This is a genomic window from Mycobacterium sp. IDUB_3, from assembly GCF_055419585.1.
The window spans coordinates 1,918,292-1,933,254 of sequence record NZ_JBVAXZ010000001.1 but is presented as its reverse complement, the minus strand read 5'-3'; the positions used below and the strand labels follow the sequence as shown (position 1 = coordinate 1,933,254).

Below are 14,963 nucleotides of genomic sequence, written 5' to 3'. Positions count from 1 at the left end.
GTTAGAACGCCAGCAGTGTTTCCCCAGCTCACGTACAGCGTTCGGCGGGAAATAACACAGCCATGCCCCGACGGTATACCGTCACCGGCCATGCCGCGGGAAGGAAATACGCGAACCCTTCCCGACAGGGTGGTCAACTACGAGGCAACAGCGGGACCCGGCGTCTGACTTTTTTGATCCAGCTGAACCACGACGTTTGCCTCCGGCGGGTTGTTTCGTTCTTGGTACGCCGTCTCGAGGATCGCCGGAACCCGCTGGAGGTCGCGGGCCACGCCCATCAGTTCTTCCAGGATCATGATCCGTCGCTGGTTCGCCTCACCCAGCGCCCTGTGGGCCTGCTCATCGGTTTGACGGGCTCTCTGTTTTGCGTCGGCGAGGAGTCGGTCGCGCTCATGCTGGGCTTCCTGCCACGCATCATCGATCGACGATTGGGCTTCAGCACGCATCCTGGCGAGTTCGGCGTCCAGCTCTTTCCTGGTTGCCGCACACTCTGCCTCCAGCGCCTTTCGCTGCGCGGCAATGTCCGCCAGCAACTCCCGGTGCTCTTGGTGGGCGGCCTCGGCCTCGGCCTCGGCCTCGGCAATCAGCGCTTCTACCTCGGCGCGCGACTCGTACTGCATCTGGGAGATCTCATCGAGCGCACGCCGCAGCAACTTCGCCATGCGATGTTGCATCGCGTAGGGCGACGGCGACGTGTCCGAGAGGACGGCGATCTCATCCTTGAGGCAGGCGGCTTCGATCCGCAGCGCGACCGCTTCATCGCCGGATTCGTTTCGCTGGGCCCTGAGGTTCTGGACTTCGTCGATTAGGAGCTTCTGCTTGGCGAGCAACACCTGGATATAGGCATCGACCGCAGCCGTGTCATAGCCCCTGAACGTGCGGGCGAACGTCGTTGCGGGTTCGGTGGTCATTGCCAACCCCCATTCCTGGAAGTGCTATTTAGGGATACTGACCGGCTAGAGCCGAGTATCCCACGCCGGTGCTCAAATCGGAACAGAACCGTTGTGCCGCATGGGAATTCGATCCATATCGCGGGGGTTTGACGCCATTTCGAGGAATTTGATCTTCGCCGGCCGAGGGCGTCGTGCCCAGCCGAGGTGCCCGACGGTATACCGTCACTGGCCATGTCGACCCAGATCGTCGTCGCGGGTGCCCTGATCTGCGACTCCAAGGTCTTGGTGGCGCAACGCGTTCGTCCGCCCGAGCTCGCCGGCCGCTGGGAGCTGCCCGGTGGCAAGGTCGCGCCCGGTGAAACCGAGCGTGACGCGCTGGCCCGTGAGCTGGTCGAGGAGCTGGGCCTGGCGGTCGGTGACGTCGCGGTGGGCGAGCGGCTGGGCGCCGACGTCGCGGTGGACGGCCGGTTCACGCTGCGGGCCTACCGCGTGCGCCTGATCCGCGGCGAGCCCGACGCCCGCGATCACCGGGCGTTGCGCTGGATCACGGCGGCTGAGCTGCACGATCTCGACTGGGTGCCGGCCGATCGTGGCTGGTTAGGGGACCTGACCCGGGCGCTTTGACGGGCGCCTCATAACAAGTCCACAGACTTCCGGCAGCTTATGTACAGCCGCGTTGCAGGTCTTCGCAGTGAACTGAACAGAACAATATGACGTGTACAACGACGCCACAAAAATCTGCCCTGGATGCGCGTGCGGATAGCGAGTCGAATGCTTGTTCAGCCCTTGCCGTCGCGGCCTCGATGCCGGGCCGGCGCATTGCCAGGCGCACAAAAACCCATACTCATGACCACTTTTTGCGACATGTGGCCACGCGCGGCGGACCTGATTTCGCCCTCGGCCCAGACCTACGCTGGTGCTGTATCGCCTCCCAGCCCGCGGGCCCGACATGCCGGGCGCTGAGCCGATCCGAGCTGGTGCGGGCGGCTGGATCATTGGGCTGATTGCCGAACACAACGCAGTTGGGGTCGAACGGACGGCCCGGCGACGAGGCGCGACGTTACCGAATCGGAGGAGTACTTCTTGACTGTCACACCTCACATTGGCGGAGTGCTCGAGGAGCTCCTGGAGCGCAGCGGGCGGTTCTTCACGCCCGGCGAGATCTCGGCCGACCTGCGCACGGTGACGCGGGAGGGCGGCCGCGAAGCCGACGTGTTCTACCGCGACCGCTGGAGCCACGACAAGGTGGTCCGCTCCACCCACGGGGTGAACTGCACCGGATCGTGCTCGTGGAAGATCTACGTCAAAGACGGGATCATCACCTGGGAGACCCAGCAGACCGACTACCCGTCGGTGGGCCCGGACCGGCCCGAGTACGAGCCGCGCGGCTGCCCCCGAGGTGCGTCGTTTTCGTGGTACAGCTACTCACCGACCCGCGTGCGCTACCCGTATGCCCGCGGCGTGCTGGTCGAGATGTACCGGGAGGCCAAGGCGCGGCTCGGCGACCCGGTGCTGGCCTGGGCCGACATCCAGTCCGATCCAGAGCGTCGCCGCCGCTATCAGCAGGCGCGCGGGAAGGGCGGGCTGGTCCGGGTCACCTGGGCCGAGGCCACCGAGCTGATCGCCGCCGCCCACGTGCACACGATCAAGACCTACGGACCGGATCGCGTTGCCGGATTTTCCCCGATCCCAGCGATGTCAATGGTGTCCTACACCGCGGGCTCGCGGTTCTTCGAGCTGATCGGCGCCCCCATGACGTCGTTCTACGACTGGTACGCCGACCTGCCGGTCGCCTCACCGCAGGTCTTCGGCGATCAGACCGATGTGCCCGAATCCGGGGACTGGTGGGACGCAGCGTATTTGATGATGTGGGGCTCCAACGTCCCGATCACCCGCACGCCCGACGCGCACTGGATGGCCGAGGCGCGCTACCGCGGCACCAAGGTGGTGACCGTCAGCCCGGATTACGCCGACAACACCAAGTTCGCCGACGAGTGGATGCCCTGTGCGGCCGGCACCGACGGGGCGCTGGCCATGGCGATGGGCCACGTCATCCTCTCGGAATGCTATGTGCGCAAGGAAGTTCCGTTTTTCACCGACTTCTCCCGCCGCTACACCGACCTGCCGTTCCTGATCAAGCTGGAAGAACGCGGCGACATGCTGGTGCCGGGAAAGAACCTCACGGCGGCGGATCTGGGGGAGGCCGTCGAGAACGCGGCGCTCAAGCCCGCCGTGCTGGACGAGACGACCGATTCGGTTGTGGTGCCGCTCGGTTCGCTGGGATTCCGGTACGGCGAGTCGGGCGTCGGGAAATGGAATCTCGATCTCGGCGACCTGATGCCGGCGCTCAGCGTGCGAGACGCGCACGGGTCAGGAGATGACACCAGCGCGCTCGTCCACCTGCCCAGCTTCGACACCGTCAACGGCGAGGGAACGACCGTGGCGCGCGGTGTCCCGGTACGCCGCATCGGTAAGCACCTGGTGTGCACCGTCTTTGACCTGATGCTCGCCCAATACGGTGTGGCGCGGCCCGGTTTGCCGGGCGAATGGCCCACCGGCTACGACGACGCCACCCAGCAGAACACCCCGGCATGGCAGGAACCGATCACCGGCGTGTCGGCCGCCCAGGCCATCAGGGTGGCAAGGGAATTCGCGCGCAGCGCCGAGGAATCGGGCGGCCGCTCCATGATCATCATGGGTGGCGGCATCTGTCACTGGTTCCACAGCGACGCGATCTACCGTGCGGTGCTCGCGCTGCTGATGCTGACCGGATCGATGGGCCGCAACGGCGGCGGCTGGGCTCACTACGTCGGCCAGGAAAAGGTGCGCCCGCTCACCGGATTCCAGACGATGGCGATGGCAACCGACTGGGTGCGTCCACCGCGGCAGGTGCCCGGCGCCTCGTACTGGTACGCACACACCGACCAATGGCGCTACGACGGATACGGCGCGGACAAACTGGCCAGCCCGGTGGGCCGGGGCAGGTTCGCGGGCAAGCACACCATGGACCTGCTGGCGTCATCGGTGGCCATGGGGTGGAGCCCGTTTTACCCCCAATTCGACCGGTCCAGTCTGGACGTCGCCGACGAGGCGCGTGCCACAGATCGCGACGTCGCCGAATATGTCGCCGAACAGCTCGGCCAGCGCAAGCTGAAGCTCGCCGTGACCGATCCGGACAACCCGGTCAATTGGCCACGGGTGCTTACCGTTTGGCGCGCCAACCTGATCGGCTCGTCGGGCAAGGGCGGCGAATACTTCCTGCGCCACCTGTTGGGCACCGATTCCAACGCGTCGGCGCTGCCGCCCGAGGACGGGGTGCGGCCCACCGGCGTGACGTGCGAGGGCGACATCCCCGAGGGCAAGCTCGACCTGATGATGTCGATCGACTTCCGGATGACCTCGACCACCCTGGTGTCCGACATCGTGCTGCCGGCGGCGACTTGGTATGAAAAGGCCGACATCTCCAGCACCGACATGCACCCGTACGTGCATGCGTTCAGCGCCGCGACAGATCCGCCGTGGGAAACGCGTTCGGACTTCGACGCTTTCGGTGCGATCGCCCGCGCCTTCAGCGCCATGGCCAAGGACCATTTGGGCACCCGCACCGATGTGGTGCTCAGCGCGCTGCAGCACGACACTCCGGATGCGATGGCCTATCCCGATGGCACCGAACAGGATTGGCTGCACACCGGTGCGACGCCGGTGCCCGGCCGGACGATGGGCAAGCTCACCGTGGTGGAGCGCGACTACACCGCCATTTACGACAAGTGGCTGACCCTGGGTCCGCTCGTCGACAAATTCGGCTTGACCACCAAAGGCGTCACGGTGCACCCGTTCCGCGAGGTCGAGGAGCTCGCCGCCAAGTTCGGCGTGCTGAAATCCGGTGTGGGGGCGGGCCGTCCGGCCATCACCACCGCGTCGCGGATGGCCGACGTGCTGCTGCTGCTGTCCGGGACCACCAACGGGCGGCTGGCGGTCGAGGGCTTCCACGAACTGGAAAAGCGCACCGGTCAGCGGCTGGTGCATCTGGCCGAGGGCAGCGAGGACAAGCGCATCAGCTACGCCGACACCCAGGCTCGGCCCGTTCCCGTGGTCACCAGCCCGGAATGGTCGGGCAGCGAAACTGGTGGCCGTCGCTACGCGCCGTTCACCATCAACATCGAGAACCTCAAGCCGTTCCACACCCTGACCGGCCGGATGCATTTCTACCTCGCGCACGACTGGATCGAGGAACTCGGCGAGCATCTGCCGGTGTTCCGGCCGCCGCTGGACATGGCCCGCCTGTTCGGCCAGCCCACGCTTGGCGCATGCGAGGACGGCATCGGGCTCACCGTGCGATACCTGACGCCGCACTCGAAGTGGTCATTCCACTCCACCTATCAGGACAACCTGTACATGTTGTCGCTGTCCCGCGGCGGCCCGACGATGTGGATGAGTCCGGGCGACGCGGCGAAAATCAATGTGCGCGATAATGATTGGGTCGAGGCGGTCAACGTCAACGGCATCTACGTGTGCCGGGCGATCGTCAGCCACCGGATGCCCGACGGTGTGGTCTTCGTCTACCACGTTCAGGAGCGGACCGTGGACACGCCGCGCTCCGAAATCAACAACAAGCGCGGCGGTAATCACAACGCGCTGACCCGGGTGCGCATCAAGCCCAGCCACCTGGCCGGTGGCTGCGGGCAACACGCGTTCGCGTTCAACTACCTGGGTCCGACCGGTAACCAGCGCGACGAGGTAACCGTCGTGCGCCGCCGCAGCCAGGAGGTGCAGTACTGATGCGCACCAACACGACACGGGAGGGGGGATCGCAATGAAGGTCATGGCGCAGTTGGCGATGGTGATGAACCTCGACAAATGCATCGGTTGCCACACCTGCTCGGTGACGTGCAAACAGGCCTGGACCAACCGACCCGGTACCGAATACGTGTGGTTCAACAACGTCGAAACCCGCCCCGGCCAAGGCTATCCACGCACCTATGAGGACCAGGAGCGGTGGCGCGGCGGCTGGATCCGCGACAAGAAGGGCCGGCTGCGGTTACGGGACGGCGGCCGGTTGCACAAACTGCTGCGGATCTTCGCCAATCCGAAGTTGCCCCTCATCGGCGACTACTACGAGCCCTGGACCTACGACTACGAGAACCTGACCACCGCACCCGCGGGGGACACCTTCCCGACGGCCGCTCCCAAAAGCCTGATCACCGGTGAGCCGATGAAGATTTCGTGGGGGCCGAACTGGGACGACAACCTGGCCGGGTCGCCGGAGATCCTGGCCGAGGACCCGATCCTGAAGAAGATCAGCGAAGAGGTCAAACTCTCGCTCGAAGAAACCTTCATGTTCTACCTGCCCCGCATCTGCGAGCACTGCCTCAACCCGTCCTGCGTGGCGTCGTGCCCGTCGGGCGCGATGTACAAGCGCAGCGAGGACGGCATCGTGCTGGTCGACCAGGACCGCTGCCGCGGCTGGCGGATGTGCGTGTCCGGATGTCCTTACAAGAAGGTCTATTTCAATCACAAGACCGGCAAGGCCGAGAAGTGCACGCTGTGCTATCCGCGGATGGAGGTCGGCCTGCCGACCATCTGCTCGGAGACCTGTGTGGGGCGGCTGCGCTACCTGGGCGTGGTGCTCTACGACGTCGACAGGGTGCTTCAGGCGGCGTCCGTGGGGAAGGAGACCGATCTCTATCCGGCGCAGTGCGAGATCCTGCTGGACCCCAACGATCCGGAGGTCATCGCCGGGGCGCGGGCCGAGGGCATTCCGGACGAGTGGATCGAGGCCGCGCAACGCTCCCCGGTGTATGCGCTGATCCACACCTACAAGGTGGCGCTGCCGTTGCACCCGGAATACCGCACCATGCCGATGGTTTGGTACATCCCGCCGCTCTCGCCGGTGGTCGACGCGGTCAGCCGCGACGGGCACGACGGGGAAGACCTCGGCAACCTGTTCGGCGCGCTGGACGCGCTGCGCATCCCGATGCAGTATTTGGCCGAGCTGTTCACCGCGGGCGACACCGCAGTGGTCGAGGGCGTGCTGCGGCGGCTGGCGGCGATGCGTTCCTACATGCGCGACATCAACCTCGGCCGCGAGACCCAGCCGCACATCCCGCATTCGGTCGGCCTGACCGAAGAAGAGATCTACGAGATGTACCGGCTGCTCGCCATCGCGAAATACGAAGAGCGTTATGTCATTCCAACCGCCTTCGCGCCGCAGGCCCGCGATCTCGAGGAGATGGGCTGCTCGCTGACCGGTGACGGCGGGCCCGGCATGTACGAGTCGGATTTGGTGCCGGTGTCCGTGGAGACCTTCCACACCCTCCAGCAGCGCGGCGACGACCCCGGCAACATGCGGCCGTCCACCCGGGTGAACCTGCTCAACTGGGACGGCGGCCAGGTGCCCGCCGGAATGTTTCCCGAGGAGCCGCAGCGATGAAACTGCTCTCGGCCCTGCGGGAGCGCTCCACCAACCGGGCGATGCAGGATCGCCTGGTGTGGCAGGCGGCGTCGCTGCTGCTGGCCTATCCCGACGACGGGTTGGCCGGGCGCCTGGACGCCGTCGACCGGTTGCTCGCCCACATCAGCGGTCCGCCGGCGGCGTTGCTGCAGCAGACGGTCGCGGCGCTGCGCGCCCGCGAGCCGATGGCCGCCGCGATGGATTACGTCGCCACCTTCGACATGCGCCGGCGCTGCACGATGTACCTGACCTACTGGACCGCGGGGGATACCCGCAACCGCGGCCGGGAGATGCTGGCGTTCGCCACCGCGTATCGGGAGGCGGGCGTAACAGCGCCCGGCGGCGAGGCGCCCGACCATCTGACGGTGGTGCTCGAATTCGCCGCCACCGTCGATCCAGAGGTGGGGCGGCGACTGCTTGACCAGCACCGCGTGCCGATCGACGTGCTGCGCGGCGCCCTGGCCGACGCCGAGTCGCCGTACGAGCCGACGGTCGCGGCGGTCTGCGAGACCCTGCCCGCCGCAACCGATCAGGAAGTTCGCCGCGCCGAGCGGCTGGCGAAAGCCGGACCACCGGCGGAAGCCGTTGGGCTGCAACCGTTTAACCTGACCGTGCCACCCCGTAAAGGAACACCAAGTGTTTAGCAACGTCCTGTTCTGGGACATCGCGCCCTACGTCACGCTGTCGGTGCTGATCGTGGGCACCTGGTGGCGCTACCGTTACGACAAGTTCGGCTGGACATCGCGCTCGTCGCAGATCTACGAGTCGCGGCTGCTGAGCATCGCCAGCCCCATCTTCCATTTCGGCATCCTGGCGGTGTTCGCCGGACACGTGATGGGCCTGCTCGTCCCGCCCAGGGTCACCCAGATGCTGAAGATGAGCGACCACTTCTACCACCTGCAGGCGGTCATCGCCGGGTCGATGGCCGGCATCGCGACGCTGATCGGCATCGGGTTGCTGATCTACCGGCGGTTCACCCGCCCGGCCGTGACCATGGCCACCAGCCGCAGCGACAAGGTGATGTACGTCGTGCTGCTGCTGGCGATCGTGGTGGGCCTGTACTGCGACCTGATCGGCACCGGCCCGCACGGCGGCGAGTTCCACTATCGCTACACAGTGGGCCTGTGGTTCCGCCGGATCTGGATATTCCAGCCGCACGGCGAGGTGATGATCAACGCGCCGCTGGACTACCAGCTGCACGCGCTGATCGGCATGGTGCTGTTCACGCTGTGGCCCTTCACCCGGCTGGTGCACGTGTTCAGCGCTCCGGTCGTCTACCTGTTCCGGCCCTACATCGTCTACCGCAGCCGCGAGGCGGCGGGCAAGGGCCAACTGGTCGGTACGGCGCCGCGCCGGCGGGGCTGGTGACCGTTCGTCCTGCGCTTTGGTTGTGCGGCTAGGGCGGCGACACGCCGACCCGGAACGCCGCCACCGCACACTCAACGCCGCCACCGCACACTTGACGCCGTCGGCGACCCGAGGGTTGTCCACCTGCCGGTTCGCTCGCCAGTTCGCCTTTCAAGGCTCCCCGCTGCCACAATCACCGACGTGCTATTTCGCAACGTCGCCATCGTCGCCCACGTCGACCACGGAAAGACCACCCTGGTTGACGCGATGCTGCGGCAGTCGGGCGCGCTGCACCACCGGGGTGACGACGCGGTCGAGCGCCTGATGGACTCCGGGGACCTGGAGAAGGAAAAGGGCATCACGATCCTGGCCAAGAACACGGCCGTGCATCGCAAGCACGCCGACGGAACGACGACCGTCATCAACGTCATCGACACCCCGGGCCACGCCGACTTCGGTGGTGAGGTGGAGCGCGGACTGTCCATGGTCGACGGGGTGCTGCTGCTGGTCGACGCCTCCGAGGGTCCGCTGCCGCAGACCCGGTTCGTGCTGCGCAAGGCCCTGGCCGCCCACCTTCCGGTGATCCTGGTCGTCAACAAGACGGACCGGCCGGACGCCCGGATATCCGAGGTCGTCTCGGAGAGCCACGACCTGCTGCTCGACGTCGCCTCCGACCTCGACGAGGAAGCACAGAAGGCCGCCGAGCACGCCCTGGGCCTGCCGACGCTGTACGCCTCGGGCCGCGCAGGCATCGCCAGCACGACCGAACCGTCCAATGGTGAGAACCCCGCGGGCGACAACCTCGACCCGCTGTTCGACGTTCTGCTCGAGCACATCCCGCCGCCGCAGGGCGATCCCGAGGCGCCGTTGCAGGCGCTGGTGACCAACCTCGACGCCTCGGCCTTCCTCGGCCGGCTCGCGCTGATCCGCATCTATAAGGGCCGGATCCGCAAGGGCCAGCAGGTCGCCTGGATGCGCGAGGTTGACGGCCATCCCGTCATCACCAACGCGAAGATCACCGAACTGCTGGTGACCGAGGGCGTGGAACGCACGCCCACCGACGAGGCCATCGCCGGAGACATCGTCGCCGTCGCGGGCATTCCGGAGATCATGATCGGCGACACGCTGGCCGATCCCGACCACGCGCACGCGCTGCCACGCATCACCGTGGACGAGCCCGCCATCTCGGTGACCATCGGGACGAACACGTCGCCGCTGGCGGGCAAGGTGAAGGGTCACAAGTTGACCGCCCGCATGGTGAAGTCGCGGCTCGACGCCGAACTCGTCGGCAACGTCTCCATCAAGGTCGTGGACATCGACCGGCCCGACGCCTGGGAGGTGCAGGGCCGCGGCGAGCTCGCGTTGGCGGTGCTGGTCGAGCAGATGCGCCGCGAGGGTTTCGAGCTCACGGTCGGCAAGCCGCAGGTGGTAACCCAGACGATCGACGGCAAGCTGCACGAGCCCTTCGAAGCGATGACCATCGACTGCCCCGACGAGTTCGTCGGCGCGATCACCCAACTGATGGCCGCCCGCAAGGGCCGCATGGAAGAGATGACCAACCACGCGGCGGGCTGGGTCCGGATGGACTTCATCGTGCCCAGCCGCGGCCTGATCGGCTTCCGCACCGACTTCCTCACCCTGACCCGCGGCACCGGCATCGCCAACGCCGTGTTCGACGGCTACCGGCCATGGGCGGGGGAGATCCGGGCCCGCCACACCGGGTCACTGGTGTCGGACCGCGCCGGCACCATCACACCCTTCGCCATGATCCAGCTCGCCGACCGGGGCCAGTTCTTCGTCGAGCCCGGCCAGGACACCTACGAGGGCATGGTCGTCGGAATCAACCCGCGCGCAGAGGATCTCGACATCAACGTCACCCGCGAGAAGAAGCTGACCAACATGCGGTCGTCGACCGCCGATGTCATCGAAACGTTGGCCAGGCCGCTCGAGCTCGATCTCGAACAGGCCATGGAGTTCTGCGCGCAAGACGAATGCGTCGAGGTGACCCCGGAGATCGTGCGGGTGCGCAAGGTCGAGCTGGACGCCACCTCCCGGGCCCGCAGCCGGTCGCGCGCCAAGGCCCGGGGTTAACACCGGGTGGTCGGACGGGCTGCTGTGCGGTTGCTCGATACCCTGAGCAGCGTGCCGAGACGAGTCCGCCGCTTGTTCATGGTGCTCGGCGGCCTGGTCTCGTTGGTCGGACTCGTCCTGTCGGCCTGCACCGTCAACCCGCCGCCGGCGCCGCAGAGCACCGATACGCCGCACAACTCGGTGCCGCCGCCGCCGCGGGTCAGCGAGATCATCATGGGCATCGACTCGATCGGCGCCGGCTTCAATCCGCACCTGCTGTCCGACCTGTCCCCGGTGAACGCGGCGATCAGCGCGCTGGTGTTGCCCAGCGCCTTTCGGCCCGTCCCAGACCCCAACACGCCGACCGGCTCACGCTGGGAGATGGACCCCACCCTGCTGGTGTCGGCCGAGGTGACCAGCCAGAACCCGTTCACGGTGACCTACAAGATCCGGCCCGAGGCACAGTGGACGGACAACGCGCCGATCGCCGCCGACGACTTCTGGTACCTGTGGCACCAGATGGTCAGCCAGCCCGGGGTCGTCGACCCGGCCGGGTATGACCTCATCACCGGCGTGCAGTCCCTGGAGGGGGGCAAGCAGGCGGTCGTCACCTTCGCCGAACCGTATCCGTCGTGGAAAGAGTTGTTCAGCAACATCCTTCCGGCGCACATCGTCAAGGACGTCCCCGGCGGCTTCGCGGCCGGCCTGGCCCGGGCGCTTCCCGTCACCGGCGGACAGTTCCGCGTCGAGAGCATCGACCCGCAGCGCGACGAGATCCTGGTGGCGCGCAACGACCGCTACTGGGGGCCGCCCGCCAAACCCGCGCTCATTCTCTTCCGGCGCGCCGGTGCGCCGGCCGCGCTGGCCGATTCCGTGCGCAACGGCGACACCCAGGTGGCGCAGGTGCATGGCGGCTCGGCGGCGTTCGCGCAGCTGTCCGCCATCCCGGACGTCCGGACCGCCCGGATCGTGACGCCGCGGGTCATGCAGCTCACGTTGCGGGCCACCGAGGCCAAACTCGCTGACACGCAAGTGCGTAAGGCGATTCTGGGGCTGCTCGACGTTGACCTGCTCGCCGCGGTGGGCGCGGGCAGCGACAACACCGTCACCCTGGACCAGGCCCAGATCCGCGCGCCGAGCGACCCGGGTTACGAGCCGACCGCGCCACCGGCGATGACGACGCCGGCCGCGCTGGCGTTGCTGGAGGGCGCCGGATACAAGGTCGAACCCAATTCCTCGGCATCACCCGAGCCGACCCCGCCGAACACCGGGCCGCCCGAGGTCATCCGCGGCCGGATCAGCAAGGACGGCCAACAGCTTTCACTGGTCATCGGGGTGGCGGCGAATGACCCGACCGCAGTCGCGGTGGCCAACACCGCCGCCGACCGGTTGCGCAACGTCGGCATCGCCGCGACCGTGCTGGCGCTGGACCCGGTCACCCTGTACCACGACGCGCTGAACGACAACCGGGTGGACGCGATCGTCGGCTGGCATCAGGCAGGCGGAAACCTGGCGGCCCGGCTCGCCTCCCGATACGGCTGTCGCGCACTGGAATCGACCCAGGTACCGATTTCCAACGGCCCGGCGCCGGTGCCCACCACCTCCACCGGTCCGGCGCCGTCCACCGGCCCGGCCGCCACCTCGACGACCCCGACGACGACGCCGCCGCCCAGCCGCCCCGCCGATCCCAACGCCTTGGTCCAGGCGCCGTCGAACCTGACCGGGATCTGTGATCGCAGCATCCAGTCGAACATCGACGCGGCCCTCAACGGCACCAAGAACATCAACGACGTGATCACCGCGGTGGAACCGCGGCTGTGGAATATGTCCACCGTGCTGCCGATCCTGCAGGACACCACGATCGTCGCGGCCGGCCCGAGCGTGCAGAACGTCAGCTTGTCCGGTGCGGTTCCGGTCGGCATCGTCGGCGACGCCGGCCAGTGGATCAAGACCGGGCCGTAACCCGCGTCGTCAGTCGGCGGCCAGCGCCGCCCGCGGCGGGATCACGGTATCCACGATCAGTGCCAGCTCGCGCCGGTTCGGCGGCGACCCGTTCAGCAGGAAGTGCTGGTTGATCAGGGCCGATCCGATCCGCGCGGTGAGTGGCGTGACCGTCTTGGGATCGAGGTCACCGTCGCTCATGGCCGCCTGCAGGATCGATTCCACGATCTGCATGCGCGGCCGCACCACCGCATCGGCGAAGATGGCCCGCATCTCGGGCTCGTGCAACAGCTGATGGATCACGTCCAGGCCGGGGAAGCCGGTTTTTCCGGCCAGCAGGTCACGCTGTGCGGTGAACATCGCCAGCAGGTTCTCTCTGGCCGAACGGCCGGAACGCAGCTCGGGCAGCGGCGGCAGCGCGAAAACCAAAGCGGCATGCACCAGCTCGCACTTGGTGTCCCAGCGCCGGTAGAGCGCGGCTTTGCCGGTGTGGGCCCGCGCCGCGATTCCCTCCATGGTCAGGCCGCCGTAACCGACTTCGGTCAACTCGGCCAGGGTCGCCTCGTAGAGGGCGCGTTCGAGGACCTCACCTCGCCGACGGCTCCGGCTGCCGGTGTGGTCTGCGTCCGTGAGCTGAGGCACCCCTTGATAGTAGCCGTGCGCGTTCCTATCTGCCGCTTACCGGTGGGTAGCCGCCGGGCTGCCGAAATCGGGGCCGCTGACGGGTAGGGTGCCGTCCATGCCTGAGACGCCGCGGCTGCTGTTCGTCCACGCGCATCCCGACGACGAAAGCCTCGGCACCGGGGCCACCATCGCCCACTACGCCGCCCGCGGGGCCGACGTCCGGGTAGTCACCTGCACGCTGGGTGAAGAGGGCGAGGTGATCGGCGATCGCTGGGCCGAACTCGCCGTCGATCGCGCGGACCAGCTCGGCGGCTACCGGATCGGCGAATTGACCGCCGCGCTTCGGGCGCTGGGCATCGGCGAGCCCCACTATCTCGGGGGCGCGGGCCGCTGGCGCGATTCGGGCATGCGCGGCACACCACGCCGGCACCGGCAACGATTCATCGACGCCGACGAGCGCGAGACGGTCGGCGCGCTGGTGGCCGTCATTCGCGAGCAGCGTCCGCACGTCGTCGTGACCTACGACCCGGGCGGCGGCTACGGCCATCCCGATCACGTGCACGCGCACCGGGTGACGGTGGCCGCCGTGGCGGCGGCCGGACCGGGAGTCGGCGCCGACTTTCCCGGCGAGCCCTGGGCCGTGCCGAAGTTCTACTGGTCGGTCTTCGCGACGAGCGCCTTCGAGGCGGCCATGGACTCGCTGACGCCCGAGGATCTGCGGCCCGAATGGTCGACCCCGCCCAAAGAAGAGTTCACCTTCGGCTATGCCGACGCCGACATCGATGCCGTCGTCGAGACCGCCCCGGCGGCCCGGGACGCCAAGCGGGCGGCGCTCGCCGCGCACGCCACCCAGGTGGTGGTCGGCCCGACCGGTCGGGCCTGCGCGCTGTCCAACAACGCGGCGATACCGATACTGGGAGACGAACACTACGTCCTGGCCGCCGGCACCGCGGGGGCGCGCGACGGACGCGGCTGGGAAACGGACCTGCTCGCAGGGCTTGATTTCCCGGGGTCCGCGACGCGGTAGGCTGCCAATCAGGCAGCCACGGAAGGAATTCGCATGGACCCCGACCTGGACCCTAATCAGCAGCACTGGCAGGACCGGCTGGACAGCCTGCAGTGGGTCATCGGCTCGATCATGTCCAACATCGACAGCGTCCCGACCTGACCGAAACCAAGCCACGCGTCGCGTCCGTCGACGACAGCGGCGCAACCGACCCCGCGATCCGTTTCGTCGTGTTGGCCCTCTTGGCGGTCGACGGGGTGCTCTCCGCACTCGCTGGAGCTCTGCTGCTGCCTCTCTACATCGGGACGGTCCCGTTTCCCATCAGTGGACTGATTTCTGGACTGGTGAACGCGGCGCTGGTGTGGGCCGCCGGTCGCTGGACCCGCTCCCCGCGGCTCGCGGCCTTGCCGCTGTGGACCTGGCTGCTGACGGTGGCGGTGATCAGCATGGGCGGCCCGGCCGACGACGTCATCCTGGGGGGCCGCGGCCTGATGGCCTACGGGGCCTTATTGCTGCTGGTCCTGGGGGTCGCACCGCCGGTCTGGGTGCTGTGGCGGCGCGGCCGGGGGGTCTGACGTTCAGCCGGGATGTCGCCCGCTTGCCCGCGCGGGGGTGCGGCTACTGTTGACTG

The 14,963-nt window shown here is 67.5% G+C and carries 11 protein-coding genes; 9 read left to right on the top strand and 2 right to left on the bottom strand.

The features are described from left to right. Positions 1-137 precede the first annotated feature (137 nt). A complete protein-coding gene (locus ACZYVJ_RS08380; RefSeq protein ID WP_463830579.1) occupies positions 138-911 on the bottom strand; it encodes a cell division protein DivIVA in 774 nt (257 codons plus the stop codon). A gap of 213 nt (positions 912-1,124) precedes the next feature. Here ACZYVJ_RS08380 and ACZYVJ_RS08375 point away from each other — a divergent pair, with 213 nt between their 5' ends. From ACZYVJ_RS08375 to ACZYVJ_RS08345, 7 genes are all read left to right on the top strand, one after another. Further along, positions 1,125-1,517, top strand: coding sequence for a (deoxy)nucleoside triphosphate pyrophosphohydrolase (locus ACZYVJ_RS08375; RefSeq protein WP_463830578.1), 393 nt, complete (start codon positions 1,125-1,127; stop codon positions 1,515-1,517). Positions 1,518-1,976: 459 nt separating this feature from the next. After that, a complete protein-coding gene (locus ACZYVJ_RS08370) occupies positions 1,977-5,672 on the top strand; it encodes a nitrate reductase subunit alpha (RefSeq protein WP_463830577.1) in 3,696 nt (1,231 codons plus the stop codon). Between the two features lie 34 nt (positions 5,673-5,706). Then, positions 5,707-7,323, top strand: a complete 1,617-nt coding sequence (gene narH / locus ACZYVJ_RS08365) for a nitrate reductase subunit beta (RefSeq protein ID WP_463830576.1) — start codon at positions 5,707-5,709, stop codon at positions 7,321-7,323. Then, a complete protein-coding gene (narJ, locus tag ACZYVJ_RS08360; protein ID WP_463830575.1) occupies positions 7,320-7,988 on the top strand; it encodes a nitrate reductase molybdenum cofactor assembly chaperone in 669 nt (222 codons plus the stop codon). Before narH ends, narJ begins: the two co-directional genes overlap by 4 nt. Beyond that, entirely contained in the window at positions 7,981-8,712 is a 732-nt protein-coding gene (gene narI, locus ACZYVJ_RS08355) for a respiratory nitrate reductase subunit gamma (protein WP_463830574.1), read from the top strand. Before narJ ends, narI begins: the two co-directional genes overlap by 8 nt. A 180-nt stretch (positions 8,713-8,892) precedes the next feature. Further along, positions 8,893-10,782, top strand: coding sequence for a translational GTPase TypA (gene typA, locus ACZYVJ_RS08350; RefSeq protein WP_463830573.1), 1,890 nt, complete (start codon positions 8,893-8,895; stop codon positions 10,780-10,782). Between the two features lie 78 nt (positions 10,783-10,860). Beyond that, entirely contained in the window at positions 10,861-12,723 is a 1,863-nt protein-coding gene (locus ACZYVJ_RS08345) for an ABC transporter family substrate-binding protein (RefSeq protein WP_463832902.1), read from the top strand. Between the two features lie 9 nt (positions 12,724-12,732). Here the strand turns inward: ACZYVJ_RS08345 and ACZYVJ_RS08340 are convergent, their stop codons facing one another. Continuing rightward, entirely contained in the window at positions 12,733-13,344 is a 612-nt protein-coding gene (locus tag ACZYVJ_RS08340) for a TetR/AcrR family transcriptional regulator (protein ID WP_463830572.1), read from the bottom strand. A 97-nt stretch (positions 13,345-13,441) separates the two neighbouring features. Between ACZYVJ_RS08340 and mshB the strand changes: the two genes are divergently transcribed. Together mshB and ACZYVJ_RS08330 are read left to right on the top strand one after the other, a co-directional pair. Beyond that, positions 13,442-14,353: an N-acetyl-1-D-myo-inositol-2-amino-2-deoxy-alpha-D-glucopyranoside deacetylase gene (gene mshB / locus ACZYVJ_RS08335; protein ID WP_463830571.1), complete on the top strand. Its 912-nt coding sequence runs from the start codon at positions 13,442-13,444 to the stop codon at positions 14,351-14,353. A gap of 92 nt (positions 14,354-14,445) precedes the next feature. After that, positions 14,446-14,907 carry a hypothetical protein gene (locus ACZYVJ_RS08330; RefSeq protein WP_463830570.1) on the top strand — a complete coding sequence of 154 codons (462 nt, stop codon included), beginning with the start codon at positions 14,446-14,448 and terminating at the stop codon, positions 14,905-14,907. The last annotated feature ends 56 nt before the right edge of the window (positions 14,908-14,963 follow it).

Bases quoted from the DNA above. Each gene is read 5' to 3' on its own strand.
- ACZYVJ_RS08375 (WP_463830578.1), top strand. From the start codon at position 1,125: ATGTCGACCCAGATCGTCGTCGCGGGTGCCCTGATCTGCGACTCCAAG.
- narH (WP_463830576.1), top strand. From the start codon at position 5,707: ATGAAGGTCATGGCGCAGTTGGCGATGGTGATGAACCTCGACAAATGC.
- mshB (WP_463830571.1), top strand. From the start codon at position 13,442: ATGCCTGAGACGCCGCGGCTGCTGTTCGTCCACGCGCATCCCGACGAC.
- ACZYVJ_RS08380 (WP_463830579.1), bottom strand. From the start codon at position 911: ATGACCACCGAACCCGCAACGACGTTCGCCCGCACGTTCAGGGGCTAT.
- narJ (WP_463830575.1), top strand. From the start codon at position 7,320: ATGAAACTGCTCTCGGCCCTGCGGGAGCGCTCCACCAACCGGGCGATG.
- ACZYVJ_RS08345 (WP_463832902.1), top strand. From the start codon at position 10,861: ATGGTGCTCGGCGGCCTGGTCTCGTTGGTCGGACTCGTCCTGTCGGCC.